This is a genomic window from Streptomyces sp. NPDC091371, from assembly GCF_040684275.1.
In the GTDB taxonomy this organism is placed as follows: Bacteria; Actinomycetota; Actinomycetes; order Streptomycetales; family Streptomycetaceae; genus Streptomyces.
The window spans coordinates 1-16,753 of sequence record NZ_JBFBFP010000032.1; the positions used below are offsets into that span (position 1 = coordinate 1).

Consider the following 16,753-nt stretch of genomic DNA (forward strand, 5'->3'; position numbering starts at 1 on the left):
GTCGATGCGGAGCATCGACGACCGACGACAACGCGGCAAGGCGCGGTGCCAGGCGGCGCGGGCCCGGCCCTGATCCGCCGGACACCCCCTAGGCCGCCCCGGGATGCCCGGGCCGGTGGCGGCCGGCGGGGAAGAGGCGGGCGGCGGGCAGGTGGCCCGGCGCCGGCCTGACGTACCCTCGTGTCTGGTCAGCAAGCCGGTTCGAGCTAGTTCGAGGGACTCACGTGGCAGAGGCGGAGAGCATCATCGGTACGCCGGAGGTCGGGGACGATGCCCAGCCGGAGTCCGCGCAGCCCAAGGGGCGCCGGCGGATCGCGGCGCTGCTCGTCGTGGCGGTGCTCGCGTACCTGCTCGACCTCGGCAGCAAGATGGTGGTCGTGGCGAAGCTGGAGCACCAGCCGCCGATCGAGATCATCGGTGACCTGCTGAGGTTCGAGGCGGTCCGCAACGCGGGAGCCGCGTTCGGCTTCGGCGAGGCCTTCACGATCATCTTCACCTGCATCGCGGCCACCGTGATCGTGGTGATCGTGCGGCTGGCGCGCAAGCTCTACAGCCTGCCGTGGGCCATCGCGCTGGGCCTGCTGCTGGGCGGTGCGCTGGGCAACCTGACCGACCGGATCTTCCGTTCGCCGGGTGTCTTCCGGGGTGCCGTCGTCGACTTCATCGCCCCGGCCCACTTCGCCGTCTTCAACCTCGCCGACTCGGCGATCGTGTGCGGCGGCATCCTGATCGTGCTGCTGTCGTTCAGGGGCCTGGACCCGGACGGCACGGTCCACAAGGACTGACAAGGCATACTCGACGGGTGAGTACCAATCCCGAGATCCGCACCCTGCCCGTTCCCGATGGCCTCGAAGGCGAGCGCGTCGACGCCGCCATCGCCCGTATGTTCGGATTTTCCCGGACGAAGGCGGCCGAAATCGCGGCCGCGGGGAAGGTGACGGTCGACGGCAGCGTCGTCGGGAAGTCCGAGCGCGTCCACGGCGGCGCCTGGCTCGAAGTCGAGATGCCCGCGCCGCCGAGGCCGGTCGAGGTCGTCGCCGAGCCCGTCCCCGGCATGGAGATCGTCCATGACGACGACGACATCGTCGTCATCATGAAGCCGGTGGGCGTCGCCGCCCACCCGAGCCCCGGCTGGACCGGCACCACCGTCATCGGCGGCCTGGCCGCCGCCGGCTACCGGATCTCGACCTCCGGCGCGTCCGAGCGCCAGGGCATCGTGCACCGCCTCGACGTCGGTACCTCCGGCCTGATGGCCGTCGCCAAGTCGGAGCGGGCGTACACCTCGCTGAAGAACCAGTTCCGCGAGCGCGTCGTGGACAAGCGCTACCACGCGCTGGTGCAGGGCCACCCGGACCCGATGAGCGGCACGATCGACGCGCCGATCGGGCGGCACCCCAGCGCCGACTACAAGTGGGCCGTGACCCAGGACGGCAAGGCCTCGGTCACCCACTACGACCTGATCGAGGCGTTCCGCGCGGCCTCGCTGCTCGACATCAAGCTGGAGACCGGGCGCACGCACCAGATCCGCGTGCACATGTCCGCGCACCGGCACCCGTGCGTCGGCGACCTCACGTACGGCGCGGACCCGACGGTGGCGAAGCGGCTGGGGCTGACCCGGCAGTGGCTGCACGCGGTGCGGCTCGGCTTCGAGCACCCGTCGGACGGGCAGTGGGTGGAGTTCGAGAGCACCTACCCGGCGGACCTGCAGCACGCGCTGGACGTGATCCGGGCGGAGAGCGAGTGACCGCCGACGGCTTCGAGGTCCGGGTCGCCGCGGGCGAGGCGGACCTGGCGGCGTGCTTCGAGGTGCGGACCGAAGTGTTCGTGGTCGAGCAGTCCGTGCCGGAGTCGATCGAGTACGACGCGTACGACGCGGGCGCGGTGCACGTGCTGGCCGTGGGCGCGGACGGCGTGCCGCTGGGCACGGGGCGGCTGCTGCACGGCGCCGCCGTGCTGGGCAAGACGGGCGCCGAGGACGTCGGCTCGCTGGGCCGGCTGGCCGTGCGGAAGGCTGCGCGGGGGCTGGGCGTCGGGGTGGCGCTGGTCCGGGCGATCGAGGCGGAGGCCGTCCGTCTTGGCCTCGCGGCCGTGGATCTGGGCGCGCAGACGCATGCGCTCGGCTTCTACGAGCGGCTGGGGTACGTGGCGTACGGGCCGGAGTTCCAGGACGCGGGCATCCCGCACCGGGCGATGCGGCGGCCCCTGCCGTAGCCCTCGCGGGTGCGGCGCCGTTGTCGGGTGCGGCTCACGGATCGGGGCTCCGCCCCGTACCCCGCTCCTCAAACGCCGGAGGGGCTGGATGTGGCTCATGCCACCGGCGTTTGATGCGCGGGGTACGGGGCGGAGCCCCAGGAGCGGAGCCGCAGGCGACACGGGGTTGCGGATGGCAATCCGGGCTCGGCCGCCTGAAAAGGTGGAGGCGTGGATCAGCTTGCTCTGCTGTTCGTGCTGCTGCTCGGGGCCGTCGTCAGTGTGCCGTTCGGGGACCGGCTCGGGCTGCCCGCGCCCGTCCTGATGACCATCGGCGGAGCCGGCCTCGCGTTGGTGCCGGCCGTGCCGAACGTCGACATCCCGCCCGAGTACATCCTGCCGCTGGTGCTCCCGCCGCTGCTGTACGCCTCCGTGCAGCGCACCTCCTGGCGGCAGTTCGCCGCCAACGTGCGGCCGATCTTCCTGCTGGCCGTGGCCCTGGTGTTCGTCACCACCGCCGCCGTGGGCTTCGTCGCGCACGCCGTCGTGCCCGGGCTGCCGATCGCCGCCGCCATCGCGCTCGGCGCGCTCGTCGCCCCGCCGGACCCCGTCGCCGCCACCGCCGTGGCCGGATCGCTCGGGCTGCCCCGGCGGATGGTGTCGATCCTGGAGGGCGAGGGGCTCTTCAACGACGTGACCGCCATCGTGCTGTACCACGTGGCCGTCGCCGCCGCCGTGAGCGGCAGTTTCTCCTGGCCCGACGCGCTAGGGGAGTTCGTGCTGTCGGCCGTGGTCGCCGTGGCCGTCGGGCTGGCGCTGGGGTGGGCCGCCAACCGGCTCATGGGGCGGCTCGGGGACGCCACGCTGCAGATCGGGCTGACCCTGCTCGTGCCCTTCGTCTCGTACGTGCTGGCCGAGGAGTTCCGGGGTTCGGGGGTGCTGGCCGTGCTGACGACGGCTCTGTTCCTCGCCGAGTACGCGTCCGACGCCGACGACGTGCTGGGGCGGCTGGCCGGGCACACCTTCTGGGAAGTCGTCGACATGCTCGTCACCGGGGTGGCGTTCGGGCTGATCGGGCTGGAGCTGCACAACGTGTTCGTCGCCGCGACCGGCCGCCCCTGGGAGCTGGCCGGGTGGGCGGCGGCCGTCGTCGCGGTGGTGGTGGGCGTGCGGCTGGTGTGGCTGCTGCCGGCCGGCTGGCTCGCCAAGCGGCTGCACTCGCGGCGCGACCTCGACGAGGAGATCCCGATGAGCTGGCGGGAGAGCGTGGTGATGTGGTGGGCCGGGATGCGCGGGGTGGCCTCGGTGGCGCTCGCCCTCGCGATCCCGTTCGAGACGGACTCCGGCGACCCCTTTCCGGCACGGGACGAGATCGTCTTCATCGCGTTCGCCGTGATCATGACGACCCTGGTGTGCCAGGGGCTCACCCTGCCGTGGCTGGTGCGGCGGCTGGGGGTGGAGGCCGACGCGGACGCGGAGCGCGCGACCCAGCGGAAGCTGGCGATCCGCGCCGCCCAGGCCGCGAAACGGCGGCTCAAGGAGATCCAGGAGGTCGAGGAGCTGCCGGAGGAGCTGGTCGAGCAGCTGCACCGGCGCGCGTACGACGTGGGGGCCAGGATCAGCCCCGACATGGTCGACGAGGAGCGGCGGGAGGCGTACGCGAAGCGGGTGGAGCGGATCCGGGACATCCAGCGGATCCAGCGCGAGATGATGTCGGCCGCCCGCCACGAGGTGCTGGCCGCGCGCAGCGAACCCGGCGCGGATCCGGAGATCGTGGACCGGGTGCTGCGGCATCTGGACGTACGGAGCCTGCGCTCGCCCTAGGAGAAGGCGCGGGCCAGGGCGCGGAGGACGCGGACGTACGGGGACCAGCGGGCGGGGCGGGCGACCGTGCCCGTGCAGGCGCGTTCGGCGCGGTCCAGGCTGTCCTCCAGGAAGGCGTCGTGCAGCGGGCGCCAGGCCAGGGGCCAGGTGACGCGGGCCAGGCCGCTGGTGCGCATCGCGAGGGTGTGGCGCAGCACGGTGCGCTCCTCGTCGACGGGCAGTACGGCGAACTCGTGGAAGCCGTGGAAGCCGCGCGGCCCGGTGAAGGTGAAGCGGACCCAGGTGTCGGGCACGTACGCCGTGATCGTGTAGCGGATCGGGCCGTGGCCGCCGGCCGAGCCGACGGCCAGGCCGCGGTCGAAGCTCACCGCGGGCCAGTCCCGGCCCGGCGACAGTCGGTCGCCCGGCGCGGCGGAGATCGTGTTGATGAGGGCCCCTACCTCGCTTCCCTTCGCAGCCAGCAGGCGTTCGTGCACGTTGTAGACGGCCATGCGTCTTCCCTCCCGTGGGTATTGGAGGTGGCTCTCCAATAAATTGGAGAGTACTCTCTGATTCATGGCCAGACCACCCCGCTTCGACAGCGACCAGATACTCGACGCCGCCGTCCGCCTCGCCGCCGCCGCCGGACCGGGCGGCGTGACCATGTCGGCCGTCGCCCAGGCGATCGGTGCGCCCAGCGGATCCATGTACCACCGCTTCGCGGGGCGTACGGCCCTGCTCGCCGAGGTGTGGCTGCGGACCGTCGAGCGGTTCCAGCAGGGCTACTTCGAGGCGCTCCAGAGCGACCCCGACCCGCGCCGGGCCGCCCGCGCGGCCGCCCGGCACGTGGTCTCCTGGAGCCGGGCCCACCCGCAGGAGGCCTCGCTCCTCCTCCACGGAGCCGGGGAGTTCGGCCAGTCGGAGTGGTCCGAGGAGCACCGGGACCGGGCGAACGCGGGCAACCGCCGGGTGTTCGCCTCCCTGCGCGAGCTCGGCACGGCCCTCGGGGCGACCGGAGCGCTGGACCGGGAGCGGGTCGCGCTGGCCCTGATCGACGTGCCGTTGACCGTGGTCCGGCGGCACCTGCGGGTCGGCGAGCCGATGCCGGCGTATGCGGAGGAGTTGGCGGAGGAGTGCGCGGCGGCGCTGCTCGGCGCTGCCGGGGGTTGAGAGATGGCTGAGCGCCGCTGCCGGGGCTCTGCCCCGGACCCGCGCCTCGAACGCCGGCGGGGCTGGATGTGCCGCTGCGTGGCACCGGTGCAGCCGGGCCTCAGGTCCCCGTCCGCGGGGTGGCCTCGGGGGGCGTGATGCGGGGCAGGGCGGACGGGTGGTGGGTGGCCAGCCAGGAGATCAGGTGTTCGCGGATCGTGCAGCGGAGCGTCCACACGTCGTCGGCGTCCTTCGCGGTGGCCGTCGCCCGGATCAGGATGGTGTGCGGGGTGGTGTCGGCCACCACCAGGGCCCACGCGCGGCCGTCCCACTCCGGCACCTCGGAGAGGAGCTGCTCGAAGCGGTCCCGCAGCAGCGGCACCGGCGCGCTGTGGTCCAGGTGCAGGAAGATCGTCCCGGTCATCTCCGCGCCGCCGCGGGACCAGTTCTCGTACGGCTTGCTCGTGAAGTACGAGACCGGCATCGTGATGCGGCGCTCGTCCCAGGTGCGGACGGTCAGGAAGGTCAGGGTGATCTCCTCGACCTTGCCCCACTCCTTGTCGACGACCACGGTGTCGCCGATGCGGACGGTGTCGCCGAAGGCGATCTGGAGGCCGGCGAAGAGGTTGCCCAGCGAGGACTGGGCGGCGATGCCCGCCACGATGCCGAGGACGCCCGCCGAGGCCAGCATCGACGTGCCGACCGCGCGCATCTGCGGGAAGGTCAGCAGCATGGACGCGACTGTGACGACGATCACCACCGCGCTGACCACCCGGTGGATCAGCGTGACCTGGGTGCGGACCCGGCGGACCCGGGCCTCGTCCTCGGTCACCGCGGCGTAGCGCGCGTACACCGAGTCGACGGCGGCCGTGGCGATGCGCACCGCCAGCCAGGCCACCGAGGCGATCAGGATCAGGGTGAGGGTCCGGCCTACGGCGAAGGCGTGGTCGGGCAGGATCCCGGCCCAGCGGTAGGCGCCCCTGAGCAGGGAGGTGCAGAGCACCACCTGGAAGGGGAGGCGGCAGTGGCGCAGCAGTCCCCAGAGCGGGGTTTCGGGGTGCCGGGCGTCCGCCCGGCGCAGCAGCAGGTCCGCCGCCCAGCCCGCGATCAGCGTGACCGCCAGCGAGCCGCCGAGGACGGCGACGGGACGCAGGACGTTCTCGATCTCCATGGGGGAGAACGTATCGGGAAGGCGCCCGGGCGAACTGGCACGATGGGGGCATGAACATCATGCTTTTCCACTCGACCTATGGGCTGCGGCCCGCGGTGCACGCGGCGGCCGACCGGCTGCGTGCGGCCGGGCACCAGGTCCAGGTGCCGGACCTCTTCGAGGGGCGCACCTTCGAGACCGTCGAGGAGGGCATGGCTCACCGGGACGAGATCGGCCGTGACGAGCTGCTCAAGCGCGCGGTGCTGGCCTCCGCCCCCCACTCCGACCAGGGTCTGGTCTACGCGGGCTTCTCCTTCGGCGGCTCCGTCGCCCAGCACCTGGCGATGGCCGACGAGAAGGCGCGCGGGCTGCTGCTCCTGCACGGGACGGCGGACTTGGAGGAGGACGCCTCGGTGGACGAGCTGCCCGTGCAGCTGCACATCGCGGACCCGGACCCCTTCGAGCCGCACGACTGGCTGACCGCCTGGTACCTGCGGATGCAGCGGGCCGGGGCCGACGTGGAGGTCCACAGCTACCCGGGCGCCGGGCACCTGTTCACCGACCCGGAGCTGGACGACTACGACGCCGAGGCCGCCGAGCAGACCTGGAAGGTCGCGCTGGCGTTCCTGGACTCCCTGTAGGGGAGCGGAAACGGCCGTGCGGGGCACGGTCCGGCGTTCGCCGGTCCGTGCCCCGCACCCGTTCTACGCGGCTGGGGTTCAGCCCGCCCGGTAGGCGGTCCAGCTGCTGCTCATGCGGGCCGCCTGGCCGGCGGTGAACTGGTACATGCAGGAGTCGTACGTGTAGTCCATGAAGTTGTGGATCGGGTCCACGCCGGTCTTGCTGGCGCAGGAGTCACGGCCCGTCGGGCACTGGTACGCGGCGCTCTTCTCGGCCGGGGTGTCGGAGACGTAGTCGCCGTTGCCGTTACAGCCGCCCTGGAAGGTGTGGTACAGCCCCATCCAGTGGCCGACCTCGTGGGTCGCGGTGTCGCCCTCGTTGTAGTTGGCCGCGGAGCCGCCCGGCAGCGAGGTGTCGAGCACGACCACGCCGTCCATCTTGGGGGCGGAGGCGTAGGAGGTCGGGAAGGTCGCCCAGCCGAGCAGGCCGCCGCCGAGGTTGGCGGTGTAGAAGTTGAGGTCGCCGGCGCCGCCCTTGCGCAGGGTGTTCTTCATGTCCTTCTCGGCCTGGGAGCCGGAGGTCAGGTTGTACCAGGAGGCGTTGTCCGTGTAGTCGGTGCCCGCCAGGGTGAACTGGAAGTTCGTGTTGACGTTGCCGGTGCCCTGGCCGCCGTAGGCCGCGTTGAGGACCGACAGCTGGTTGTTGATCTGGGTGGACGTCAGCTTCCCGGTGGTGCCGGAGTGCACCACGTGGAAGTACACCGGGACGTTCACGACCGCCTCGGCGGCGGCGAGGCCGCGCTGCGGCTGGTTCTTGAGGGCCTTGTCGAGCTTCGCCTTGAGGTCGGCGTCCATGGCCTTGGCCTGGTCTTCGGTGACCTCGTTGGGCTCGGCCGCGTGCTGCTCCTTGGGGCGCGCGACACGGGCGTTGGCGGCGGTCCCGGCGTCCTCGGCGCAGACCTCGGCGGGGGTCTTGGCGGCCGCGAGCGTCGTGGGGGCGGCGAGCGGCGTGAAGGCCAGGGTTCCGGCCAGGACCGCCGTGCCCATCAGGCGGCGGCGAAGAAGGGGGGATATGCGGGCGATCGCGCGCACGTGTGCTCCTCGCGGTGGGGGGTGGTGGCCTGAAGGATCATCTTCAGCTGGCGCGAAGCTTATGTGTGCATGACATATTCAGGTCAAGGGTCTTACGTAAAAGATTTGTTGCGACAAACGCACAAGGGGCGCCCGGTGTGTACCAGGCGCCCCTTGAGGCGGGAAATTTGACGGTCTATCAGCGGATCAGCGGACCGGCTGCCAGACCCGCTCCACCTTCTGGGTCCCGTTCAGGGTCCGGTACGAGCGCGTCCACGCGGACGTCGCGTCCTGCCGCCGCTTGTCCGAGACCGCGTAGTAGTCCATCTGCGAGCGCTCGGCCGTCACGTCCAGCACGCCGTAGCCGTGGGAGTCCATGTCCAGCCACTTCACGTGCCAGTTGGCGGCCTTGATGGCCGACTCGGCGACCAGCGAGGCGGTGTCCGCCGGCACGTGCAGGATGTCGTCGATGTTGTCGGATGTCACCGAGGTGACGACGAATTCCGTGGCGGCCGTGCCCGAACCCGGGTACGTGGCCATGTTCACCGGGACCTCGTTCGCCCACGCCATGTGGATGTCGCCGGTCAGGAACACCGTGTTCTTGATGTTCCGGTCCTTCAGGTGGCCGAGCAGCTCCTTGCGGTCGTCCGTGTACCCGTCCCACTGGTCCACGTTGACCGCTATGCCGCCCTCGGGCAGGCCCAGCAGCTTCGCGAGCGGCCCCAGCAGGTGCGCGGGCAGCGAGGCGAAGGCCACCGGCGAGATCATCACCGACGTGCCGACCAGCTTCCAGGTCGCGTTCGAGCCCGCGAGGCCGGACTTCAGCCAGTCCAGCTGGGCGCGCCCGGTGAGGGTGCGCTCGGGGTCGTCCACCGATCCGCTGCCGACCTTGACCTGCTGCGAGCGGAAGGAGCGCAGGTCGAGCAGGTGCAGGTCGGCCAGGGTGCCGAAGCGCAGCCGCCGGTAGACGGTGCCCGCGATGGAGGCCCGTACGGGCATCCACTCGAAGTAGGCCTGCTTGGCGGCGGCCGCGCGGGCCGCCCACTCGCCCTCGGCTTCCGGGGTGTGGTTCTCGGCGCCGCCCGCCCAGGCGTCGTTGGCGAACTCGTGGTCGTCCCAGATGGCGACGACCGGGTGCGCGTGGTGCAGGGCCTGGAGGTCGGGGTCCGTCTTGTAGTTGCCGTGCCGGGTCCGGTAGTCGGCGAGCGAGACGATCTCGTGCTTCGGCTCGTGCGGGCGCACGACGTACTTCGCCTCCGGGTAACCCCCGGACTGGTACTCGTAGATGTAGTCGCCCAGGTGCAGGATCGCGTCCAGGTCGGTACGGGCGGCCAGGTGCCGGTACGCGGAGAAGTAGCCGGACTCCCAGTTGGCGCAGGAGACCACCCCGAAGCGGACCCCGGACGTGGTGACGTCGTGCCCCGGGGTGGTCCGGGTGCGTCCGACGGGGGAGACGGTGGCGCCGGCGGTGAACCGGTACCAGTACGGGGTCTGCGGCTGGAGCCCGCGCACGTCCACCTTGACCGTGTGGTCGGTGGCGGCGCTCGCGGTGACGGTGCCGCTCGCGACGATCCGGGAGAAGGCCTTGTCCCCGGCCACCTCCCAGTTCACCGTGGTGGCGGGGCCGAGCCCGGAGCCGGGCACGGCCTCGGGGGCCGGGGTGACGCGGGTCCACAGCAGGACCCCGTCGGGGAGCGGGTCGCCGGAGGCGACGCCGTGCAGGAAGGCGGGCGCGCTCCCGGCGGCGTGGGCGGCCGATGCGCCCAGCGAGGTCAGGGGAGTCAGTGCGGCCGTGGCCGCGGCGGCGAGGACCACCGTACGGCGGCGAGGAGTTGCCGCGGTGGCGGAAGAGGAGAGATGACTGGTCACGGATGATCATATTACTGACGGGTATGGGCGTGAGAACAGACACGGAAACGCAACGGGCGGGCGAACTCTGGGAGTCCGCCCGCCCGTTGGCCCGGCCTGTCCGGAAATGGGCCTCCGGAATGGCCAGGGCTCAGCCCTGCAGGGCCTTGTCGATCGCCGCCGTGAACTGCTCCGGCGTCTGCGGGGTCTCGATCTTCTTGCCGTCCATCTTCAGCGTCGGCGTACCCGTCACCCCGGACTTGTTGAAGGCCTTCGACATCTCCAGCGCCCACCGGTCGTAGGTGCCGTCCTCGACGGCCTTCTTGAACTCGGCGTTGTCCTTGAGCGCCGGGACCGTGGCCGCGACCTTCAGCAGGTAGTCGTCCTTGGCGAAGCTGTCGACGGTCTCCTCGGGGTGCAGCTCCTTGGAGTACAGCGCCGCCTTGTAGTCGAGGAAGGCCTCCGGGCTGACGTTCAGCGCCGCGCCCAGCGCGCTCAGCGCGTTCTTCGAACCCTCGCCCTTGGCGGCGTTGTCGATGAAGGTGGCGCCGAAGTACTGGAGCTTGTACTTGCCGGCGTCGACGTCCTTCTTGACCTGCGCGCCGACCTGCTGCTCGAAACCGGCGCAGGCCGGGCAGCGCGAGTCCTCGTAGAGCTCCAGGGTCTTCTTCGCGTCGGCCTTGCCGACGACGACCGTGGTGCCGTTCTCGCCCTCGGTGTTCTTCGGCTTGACCAGCGCGGCCTTGGCGGCCTTGTCCCAGTAGCCCGGCTCGTTGGCCTTCACGACCGCGTAGCCGATGCCGCCGGCCAGGGCGAGGGCGGCGACCACCGCGCCGGCCACGACCACCTGGCGGCGCGCCTTGTCCTTCTTGGCCTGCTTCTCGCGCTCGATGCGCAGCTTCTCGCGGGCCGCCGCCTTGTTCGCCTGGCTGTTGCGTGCACTCATCGTGATCTCCGTGGGGTGTGACATGGGAAGGGGCGGACTGCCGTACGTGCCTCAGGCGCGCGCGAGCGCGCCGGGCACGGGGGGTCCACGCCGTCCTACGGAGTGCGCGGGGAAGCGCGTACGGGCCCCCGCGCGCGGGAGCGCCGGCCGGGCCGCCCGCGGTGTCGGCCCGCAGGCCGTCGCCGCCCCATGCGCGGCCAGCAGCAGCGGCCGGAACGCGAAGGCCGCCACCGCCCGCAGCACCCGGCCCAGCGCCCGCTCGCCGTGGCGCAGCCACGCGGCGGCCAGCAGCCCGACCGAGACGTGCGCGCCGAGCAGCAGCCACGGGGCCCAGGGCCCGGGGGAGGCGAGCAGCGCGGCCGGATCGGCGGCCGGCCCGGCCATCTCGGCCAGCGGGCCGCCGACCGGGGTGCCGCCGCACAGCTCCTCCAGGCCCAGCGCGCGCAGCGGGCCCGCGACCGGGCCGCCCGCCGCGCCGTAGCAGACGTGCTGCCCGGCGGTGAAGACGGTGTCGGCGGCCAGCTCCAGCGGCACGAGCAGCCCGGCGATGGGGCCGAAGCCCCGCTCGCGGCCCGCCAGCGCGTAGGCGATCGCGAACACGGCGGCGAAGGCCCCGCCCACCAGCAGGGGCGGCAGCGGAACCCGGGACATGAGGACGTGCGAGCCCGCCGAGAGCAGCACGACGAGCGCGCTGAACAGCGCGGCCCGCAGCCCTCGAAGCCTCACCCCTGATACGTCCATCGCCGCGAGTGTGCCATGTGAGCCTGTGAAAGCGGGCCGCAGGGCCCGTCCCCGTTCGGATTACGGCGTTCCGATTACGGCGTGATGCGGCCGTTGCGGAAGAGGTCCACGAAGATCTGGTGGTCGGTGCGCGCCCGGGCGCCGTAGGCGTGGGCGAAGTCGACCAGCAGCTCCGCGAAGCCCTTCTCGTCTGCGGCGATCGCCGCGTCGATGGCGCGCTCGGTGGAGAAGGGGACCAGCGACTGGCCGCTCTCGGCCTCGTCGGCCGCCGCGTGCATGGTCGCCGTGGCCCGGCCGAGATCCGCGACCACGGCGGCTATCTCCTCCGGGTCGTCCAGGTCCGACCAGTCCAGGTCCACCGCGTACGGGGAGACCTCCGCCACCAGCTGCCCCGCGCCGTCCAGCTCCGTCCAGCCCAGCCACGGGTCGGCGTGCGCCTGCAGGGCCCGCTGGGAGATCACCGTGCGGTGGCCCTCGTGCTTGAAGTACTCGCGCACCGCCCGGTCCGTGATGTGCCGGGACACCGCCGGCGTCTGCGCCTGCTTGAGGTAGATCACGACGTCGTTCTCCAGGGCGTCGCTGTGCCCCTCCAGCAGGATGTTGTAGGAGGGCAGGCCGGCCGAGCCGATGCCGATGCCCCGGCGGCCCACCACGTCCTTGACCCGGTAGGAGTCCGGGCGCACCAGGGACTCGTCGGGGAGGGTCTCCAGGTACCCGTCGAAGGCGGCCAGCACCTTGTAGCGGGTGGCCGCGTCCAGCTCGATCGAGCCCCCGCCGGAGGCGAAGCGGCGCTCGTGGTCCCGGATCTCCGTCATCGAGTCCAGCAGGGCGAACCTGGTCCGCCGGCGGGCGTCGCGCAGGGCCGCCAGCAGCGGGCCCTCGGCGGTGTCCAGGGTGAAGGAGGGGACCTCGTCGTATCGATGGCCTACGGCCCCCGTGGCCAGCTGGTGGATGCGCTCCCGGTAGGCGGCCGCGTAGGTCCGCACGAGCCGGCTGATCTGCTCGTCGCTGAGCGCCTTCGTGTAGCCGATCAGGGCGACGGAGGCGGCGAAGCGCTTGAGGTCCCAGGTGAAGGGGCCCACGTAGGCCTCGTCGAAGTCGTTCACGTTGAAGACCAGGCGCCCGTTGGCGTCCATGTACGTGCCGAAGTTCTCCGCGTGCAGATCGCCGTGGATCCACACCCGGCCCGTCCGCTCGTCCAGGTAGGGCCCGCCGTGCCGCTCCCGCTCCAGGTCGGCGTAGAAGAGGCAGGCCGTGCCCCGGTAGAAGGCGAAGGCCGAGGCCGCCATCTTGCGGAACTTGACCTGGAAGGCAGCGGGGTCGGCGGCGAGCAGCTCACCGAAGGCGGTGTCGAACACGTCGAGTATCTGCTCGGCGCGCTGCTCGTCGGTCGTCTCGGGAACCGCCATGGCGGATGCCTCCTGGTGCACGGGGTGGTACAGGTCCTGCCCGATCGGACGTCGGACCGGCGTTCCTGGTTTCTGCAACGCCCGACCGTACCCGTGAGTGCCCGCGGCACGGGAGTCGTGGTGCGACGCTTTCATGTCGGTCCGGCGACCCTTCCGTGTCGGTCCGGCGACGTAGACTTCGAGGCTGCCCCCTCTCTCCCCGCCGGAGGTCCCCCACCGTGTCCAAGACGCCGTTCACGCACCTGCACGTCCACACCCAGTACTCGCTGCTGGACGGTGCCGCACGGCTGAAGGACATGTTCGCCGCGTGCAATGAGATGGGCATGACGCACATCGCCATGTCCGACCACGGCAACCTGCACGGGGCCTACGACTTCTTCCACACCGCCCAGAAGTCCGGCATCACCCCGATCATCGGCATCGAGGCGTACGTCGCCCCCGAGTCCCGGCGCAACAAGCGGCGCATCCAGTGGGGCCAGCCCCACCAGAAGCGCGACGACGTCTCCGGCTCCGGCGGCTACACCCACAAGACGATCTGGGCGGCGAACGCCACCGGCCTGCACAACCTCTTCCGGCTGTCCTCCGACGCTTACGCCGAGGGCTGGCTCACCAAGTGGCCGCGCATGGACAAGGAGACCATCGCCAAGTGGTCGGAGGGCCTGATCGCCTCCACCGGCTGCCCCTCCGGCGAACTCCAGACCCGACTGCGCCTCGGCCAGTTCGACGAGGCCCTGAAGTCGGCCTCCGAGTACCAGGACATCTTCGGCAAGGACCGCTACTTCCTGGAGCTGATGGACCACGGCATCGAGATCGAGCGCCGGGTCCGCGACGGGCTCCTGGAGATCGGCAAGAAGCTCGGCATCCCGCCGCTGGTGACGAACGACTCGCACTACACCTACGCCAGCGAGGCCGGCGCCCACGACGCCCTGCTCTGCATCCAGACCGGCAAGAACCTCTCGGACCCCGACCGCTTCCGCTTCGACGGCTCCGGCTACTACCTGAAGTCCACGGACGAGATGTACGCCATCGACTCCTCGGACGCCTGGCAGGAGGGCTGCGCCAACACGAAGCTGGTCGCGGACCAGATCGACACCGAGGGCATGTTCAAGTTCCGGAACCTGATGCCGAAGTTCGACATTCCGGACGGCTACACCGAGGTTACCTGGTTCCGCGAGGAGACCATGAAGGGCATGCACCGGCGCTACCCCGGAGGCATCCCGGACGACCGGATGAAGCAGGCCGAGTACGAGATGGACACGATCATCTCGATGGGCTTCCCCGGCTACTTCCTCGTGGTCGCCGACTTCATCATGTGGGCCAAGAACCAGGGCATCGCGGTCGGCCCCGGCCGAGGCTCCGCGGCCGGCTCGATCGTCGCGTACGCCATGGGCATCACCGACCTCGACCCGCTCACCCACGGCCTGATCTTCGAGCGCTTCCTCAACCCCGAGCGCGTCTCCATGCCCGACGTCGACATCGACTTCGACGAGCGCCGGCGCGTCGAGGTGATCCGGTACGTGACCGAGAAGTACGGCGCCGACAAGGTCGCCATGATCGGCACCTACGGCACCATCAAGGCCAAGAACGCGATCAAGGACTCCGCGCGCGTCCTGGGCTACCCGTACGCCATGGGCGACCGGCTCACCAAGGCCATGCCCGCCGACGTCCTCGGCAAGGGCATCCCGCTCTCCGGCATCCTCGACTCCTCGCACCCCCGCTACGGCGAGGCCGGCGAGATCCGCGGGATGTACGAGAACGAGCCCGACGTGAAGAAGGTCATCGACACCGCCCGCGGCGTCGAGGGCCTGGTCCGCCAGATGGGCGTGCACGCCGCCGGCGTGATCATGTCCAGCGAGACGATCACCGACCACGTGCCCGTCTGGGTGCGGCACACCGACGGCGTCACCATCACCCAGTGGGACTACCCGAGCTGCGAGTCGCTCGGCCTGCTGAAGATGGACTTCCTGGGCCTGCGCAACCTCACGATCATGGACGACGCCGTCAAGATGGTGAAGGCCAACAAGGGGATCGACATCGATCTCCTGGCCCTCCCGCTCGACGACCCCAAGACCTTCGAACTGCTCGGCCGCGGCGACACCCTCGGCGTCTTCCAGTTCGACGGCGGCCCCATGCGCTCCCTGCTGCGCCTGATGAAGCCCGACAACTTCGAGGACATCTCCGCCGTCTCGGCCCTGTACCGGCCGGGCCCGATGGGCATGAACTCGCACACGAACTACGCCCTGCGCAAGAACAAGCAGCAGGAGATCACCCCGATCCACCCGGATCTGGAGAAGCCCCTCGAAGAGGTGCTCGCGGTCACCTACGGCCTGATCGTCTACCAGGAGCAGGTGCAGAAGGCCGCCCAGATCATCGCCGGGTACTCGCTCGGCGAGGCCGACATCCTGCGCCGCGTGATGGGCAAGAAGAAGCCCGAGGAGCTGGCGAAGAACTTCACCATCTTCCAGGAGGGCGCCCGGAAGAACGGCTACAACGACAAGGCCATCCAGGCCCTGTGGGACGTCCTGGTCCCCTTCGCCGGCTACGCCTTCAACAAGGCCCACTCGGCCGCGTACGGCCTGGTCTCCTACTGGACCGCCTACCTCAAGGCGAACTTCCCGGCCGAGTACATGGCCGGCCTGCTCACCTCGGTCAAGGACGACAAGGACAAGTCCGCGATCTACCTGAACGAGTGCCGCCGCATGGGCATCAAGGTGCTCCCGCCGAACGTGAACGAGTCCGAGCCGAACTTCGCCGCCCAGGGCGACGACGTGATCCTCTTCGGCCTCACCGCCGTCCGCAACGTCGGCCAGAACGTCGTCGAGTCGATCATCAAGACCAGGAAGGCCAAGGGGAAGTACTCCTCCTTCCCCGACTTCCTGGACAAGGTCGAGGCCGTCGTCTGCAACAAGCGGACCGTCGAGTCGCTGATCAAGGCCGGCGCCTACGACGAGATGGGCCACACCCGCAAGGGCCTGGTCGCCCACCACGAATCGATGATCGACAACGTGGTCGCGGTCAAGCGCAAGGAGGCCGAGGGACAGTTCGACCTGTTCGGCGGAATGGGTGACGAGGACGGCAGCGACGAGCCCGGCTTCGGGCTCGACGTCGAGTTCTCCGACGTCGAGTGGGAGAAGTCCTACCTGCTCGCCCAGGAGCGCGAGATGCTCGGCCTCTACGTCTCCGACCACCCGCTCTTCGGCCTGGAGCACGTGCTGTCCGACAAGACCGACGCCGGCATCTCCCAGCTCACCGGCGGCGAGCACTCCGACGGCGCCGTCGTCACCATCGGCGGCATCATCTCCGGCCTCCAGCGCAAGATGACCAAGCAGGGCAACGCCTGGGCCATCGCCACCGTCGAGGACCTGGCCGGCTCCATCGAGTGCATGTTCTTCCCCGCGACCTACCAGCTCGTCTCCACCCAGCTGGTCGAGGACACCGTCGTCTTCGTCAAGGGCCGCCTCGACAAGCGCGAGGACGTCCCCCGCCTGGTCGCCATGGAGATGATGGTCCCCGACCTCTCCTCCGCCGGCACCAACGCACCCGTCGTCCTCACCATCCCCACCGTCAAGGTCACCCCGCCGATGGTGACCCGTCTGGGCGAGATCCTGCGCCACCACAAGGGCAACACCGAAGTACGGATCAAGCTCCAGGGGCCGCGCACCACCACCGTGCTGCGCCTCGACAAGCACCGGGTCCAGCCCGACCCGGCCCTCTTCGGCGACCTCAAGGTGCTGCTCGGACCGTCCTGCCTGGCCGGATAGGACCGGTCGGCGCACACACGCGAGGGCCTGCCCGGTGAATCCGGGCAGGCCCTTTCGTCACTGAG

The 16,753-nt window shown here is 70.7% G+C and carries 14 protein-coding genes; 7 read left to right on the forward strand and 7 right to left on the reverse strand.

Annotated elements, in window-relative coordinates:
• The first annotated feature begins 224 nt into the window (after nt 1-224).
• The 4 genes from lspA to AB0O21_RS27910 all read left to right on the forward strand — a co-directional run bounded on the left by lspA (nt 225) and on the right by AB0O21_RS27910 (nt 4,014).
• Entirely contained in the window at nt 225-785 is a 561-nt protein-coding gene (gene lspA / locus AB0O21_RS27895) for a signal peptidase II (RefSeq protein ID WP_365175397.1), read from the forward strand.
• A gap of 17 nt (nt 786-802) precedes the next feature.
• Nucleotides 803-1,744, forward strand: coding sequence for an RluA family pseudouridine synthase (locus tag AB0O21_RS27900; protein ID WP_365175399.1), 942 nt, complete (start codon nt 803-805; stop codon nt 1,742-1,744).
• A complete protein-coding gene (locus AB0O21_RS27905; protein WP_365175401.1) occupies nt 1,741-2,211 on the forward strand; it encodes a GNAT family N-acetyltransferase in 471 nt (156 codons plus the stop codon). The genes AB0O21_RS27900 and AB0O21_RS27905 overlap by 4 nt, the downstream gene beginning before the upstream one ends.
• Before the next feature lie 210 nt (nt 2,212-2,421).
• The gene (locus tag AB0O21_RS27910) at nt 2,422-4,014 is read left to right on the forward strand and encodes a Na+/H+ antiporter (RefSeq protein WP_365175403.1); all 1,593 of its coding nucleotides are present in this window, start codon (nt 2,422-2,424) and stop codon (nt 4,012-4,014) included.
• On the opposite strand, the gene AB0O21_RS27915 is transcribed toward AB0O21_RS27910, so the two are convergent.
• Nucleotides 4,011-4,505, reverse strand: a complete 495-nt coding sequence (locus AB0O21_RS27915; protein ID WP_365175405.1) for an SRPBCC family protein — start codon at nt 4,503-4,505, stop codon at nt 4,011-4,013. The genes AB0O21_RS27910 and AB0O21_RS27915 overlap by 4 nt on opposite strands.
• A gap of 64 nt (nt 4,506-4,569) precedes the next feature.
• On the opposite strand from AB0O21_RS27915, the gene AB0O21_RS27920 reads away from it, so the two are divergent.
• The gene (locus tag AB0O21_RS27920; RefSeq protein ID WP_365175407.1) at nt 4,570-5,163 is read left to right on the forward strand and encodes a TetR/AcrR family transcriptional regulator; all 594 of its coding nucleotides are present in this window, start codon (nt 4,570-4,572) and stop codon (nt 5,161-5,163) included.
• 100 nt (nt 5,164-5,263) lie between these two features.
• Here AB0O21_RS27920 and AB0O21_RS27925 read toward each other — a convergent pair whose 3' ends face one another.
• Nucleotides 5,264-6,307, reverse strand: a complete 1,044-nt coding sequence (locus AB0O21_RS27925; protein WP_365175557.1) for a mechanosensitive ion channel domain-containing protein — start codon at nt 6,305-6,307, stop codon at nt 5,264-5,266.
• Nucleotides 6,308-6,363: 56 nt separating this feature from the next.
• On the opposite strand from AB0O21_RS27925, the gene AB0O21_RS27930 reads away from it, so the two are divergent.
• A complete protein-coding gene (locus AB0O21_RS27930) occupies nt 6,364-6,933 on the forward strand; it encodes a dienelactone hydrolase family protein (protein ID WP_365175409.1) in 570 nt (189 codons plus the stop codon).
• Nucleotides 6,934-7,011: 78 nt separating this feature from the next.
• Here the strand turns inward: AB0O21_RS27930 and AB0O21_RS27935 are convergent, their stop codons facing one another.
• The 5 genes from AB0O21_RS27935 to AB0O21_RS27955 all read right to left on the reverse strand — a co-directional run bounded on the left by AB0O21_RS27935 (nt 7,012) and on the right by AB0O21_RS27955 (nt 12,927).
• Entirely contained in the window at nt 7,012-7,959 is a 948-nt protein-coding gene (locus tag AB0O21_RS27935; RefSeq protein ID WP_365175559.1) for a zinc metalloprotease, read from the reverse strand.
• Between the two features lie 231 nt (nt 7,960-8,190).
• On the reverse strand, nt 8,191-9,852 hold the full coding sequence (locus AB0O21_RS27940; protein WP_365175411.1) for an alkaline phosphatase D family protein: 1,662 nt from the start codon (nt 9,850-9,852) through the stop codon (nt 8,191-8,193).
• Between the two features lie 130 nt (nt 9,853-9,982).
• On the reverse strand, nt 9,983-10,777 hold the full coding sequence (locus AB0O21_RS27945) for a DsbA family protein (RefSeq protein ID WP_365175413.1): 795 nt from the start codon (nt 10,775-10,777) through the stop codon (nt 9,983-9,985).
• 51 nt (nt 10,778-10,828) lie between these two features.
• Nucleotides 10,829-11,518: a hypothetical protein gene (locus tag AB0O21_RS27950; protein ID WP_365175415.1), complete on the reverse strand. Its 690-nt coding sequence runs from the start codon at nt 11,516-11,518 to the stop codon at nt 10,829-10,831.
• A 74-nt stretch (nt 11,519-11,592) separates the two neighbouring features.
• Entirely contained in the window at nt 11,593-12,927 is a 1,335-nt protein-coding gene (locus AB0O21_RS27955; protein WP_365175417.1) for a DUF2252 domain-containing protein, read from the reverse strand.
• Nucleotides 12,928-13,145: 218 nt separating this feature from the next.
• On the opposite strand from AB0O21_RS27955, the gene dnaE reads away from it, so the two are divergent.
• Nucleotides 13,146-16,688, forward strand: a complete 3,543-nt coding sequence (gene dnaE, locus AB0O21_RS27960) for a DNA polymerase III subunit alpha (RefSeq protein ID WP_365175419.1) — start codon at nt 13,146-13,148, stop codon at nt 16,686-16,688.
• Nucleotides 16,689-16,753: the final 65 nt, after the last annotated feature.

What these genes read in the sequence shown, in the direction of transcription:
- AB0O21_RS27915 (WP_365175405.1), bottom strand. Translation starts at nt 4,505, where the DNA reads ATGGCCGTCTACAACGTGCACGAACGCCTGCTGGCTGCGAAGGGAAGC.
- AB0O21_RS27920 (WP_365175407.1), top strand. Translation starts at nt 4,570, where the DNA reads ATGGCCAGACCACCCCGCTTCGACAGCGACCAGATACTCGACGCCGCC.
- AB0O21_RS27930 (WP_365175409.1), top strand. Translation starts at nt 6,364, where the DNA reads ATGAACATCATGCTTTTCCACTCGACCTATGGGCTGCGGCCCGCGGTG.
- AB0O21_RS27935 (WP_365175559.1), bottom strand. Translation starts at nt 7,959, where the DNA reads ATGGGCACGGCGGTCCTGGCCGGAACCCTGGCCTTCACGCCGCTCGCC.
- AB0O21_RS27945 (WP_365175413.1), bottom strand. Translation starts at nt 10,777, where the DNA reads ATGAGTGCACGCAACAGCCAGGCGAACAAGGCGGCGGCCCGCGAGAAG.
- AB0O21_RS27950 (WP_365175415.1), bottom strand. Translation starts at nt 11,518, where the DNA reads ATGGACGTATCAGGGGTGAGGCTTCGAGGGCTGCGGGCCGCGCTGTTC.
- AB0O21_RS27955 (WP_365175417.1), bottom strand. Translation starts at nt 12,927, where the DNA reads ATGGCGGTTCCCGAGACGACCGACGAGCAGCGCGCCGAGCAGATACTC.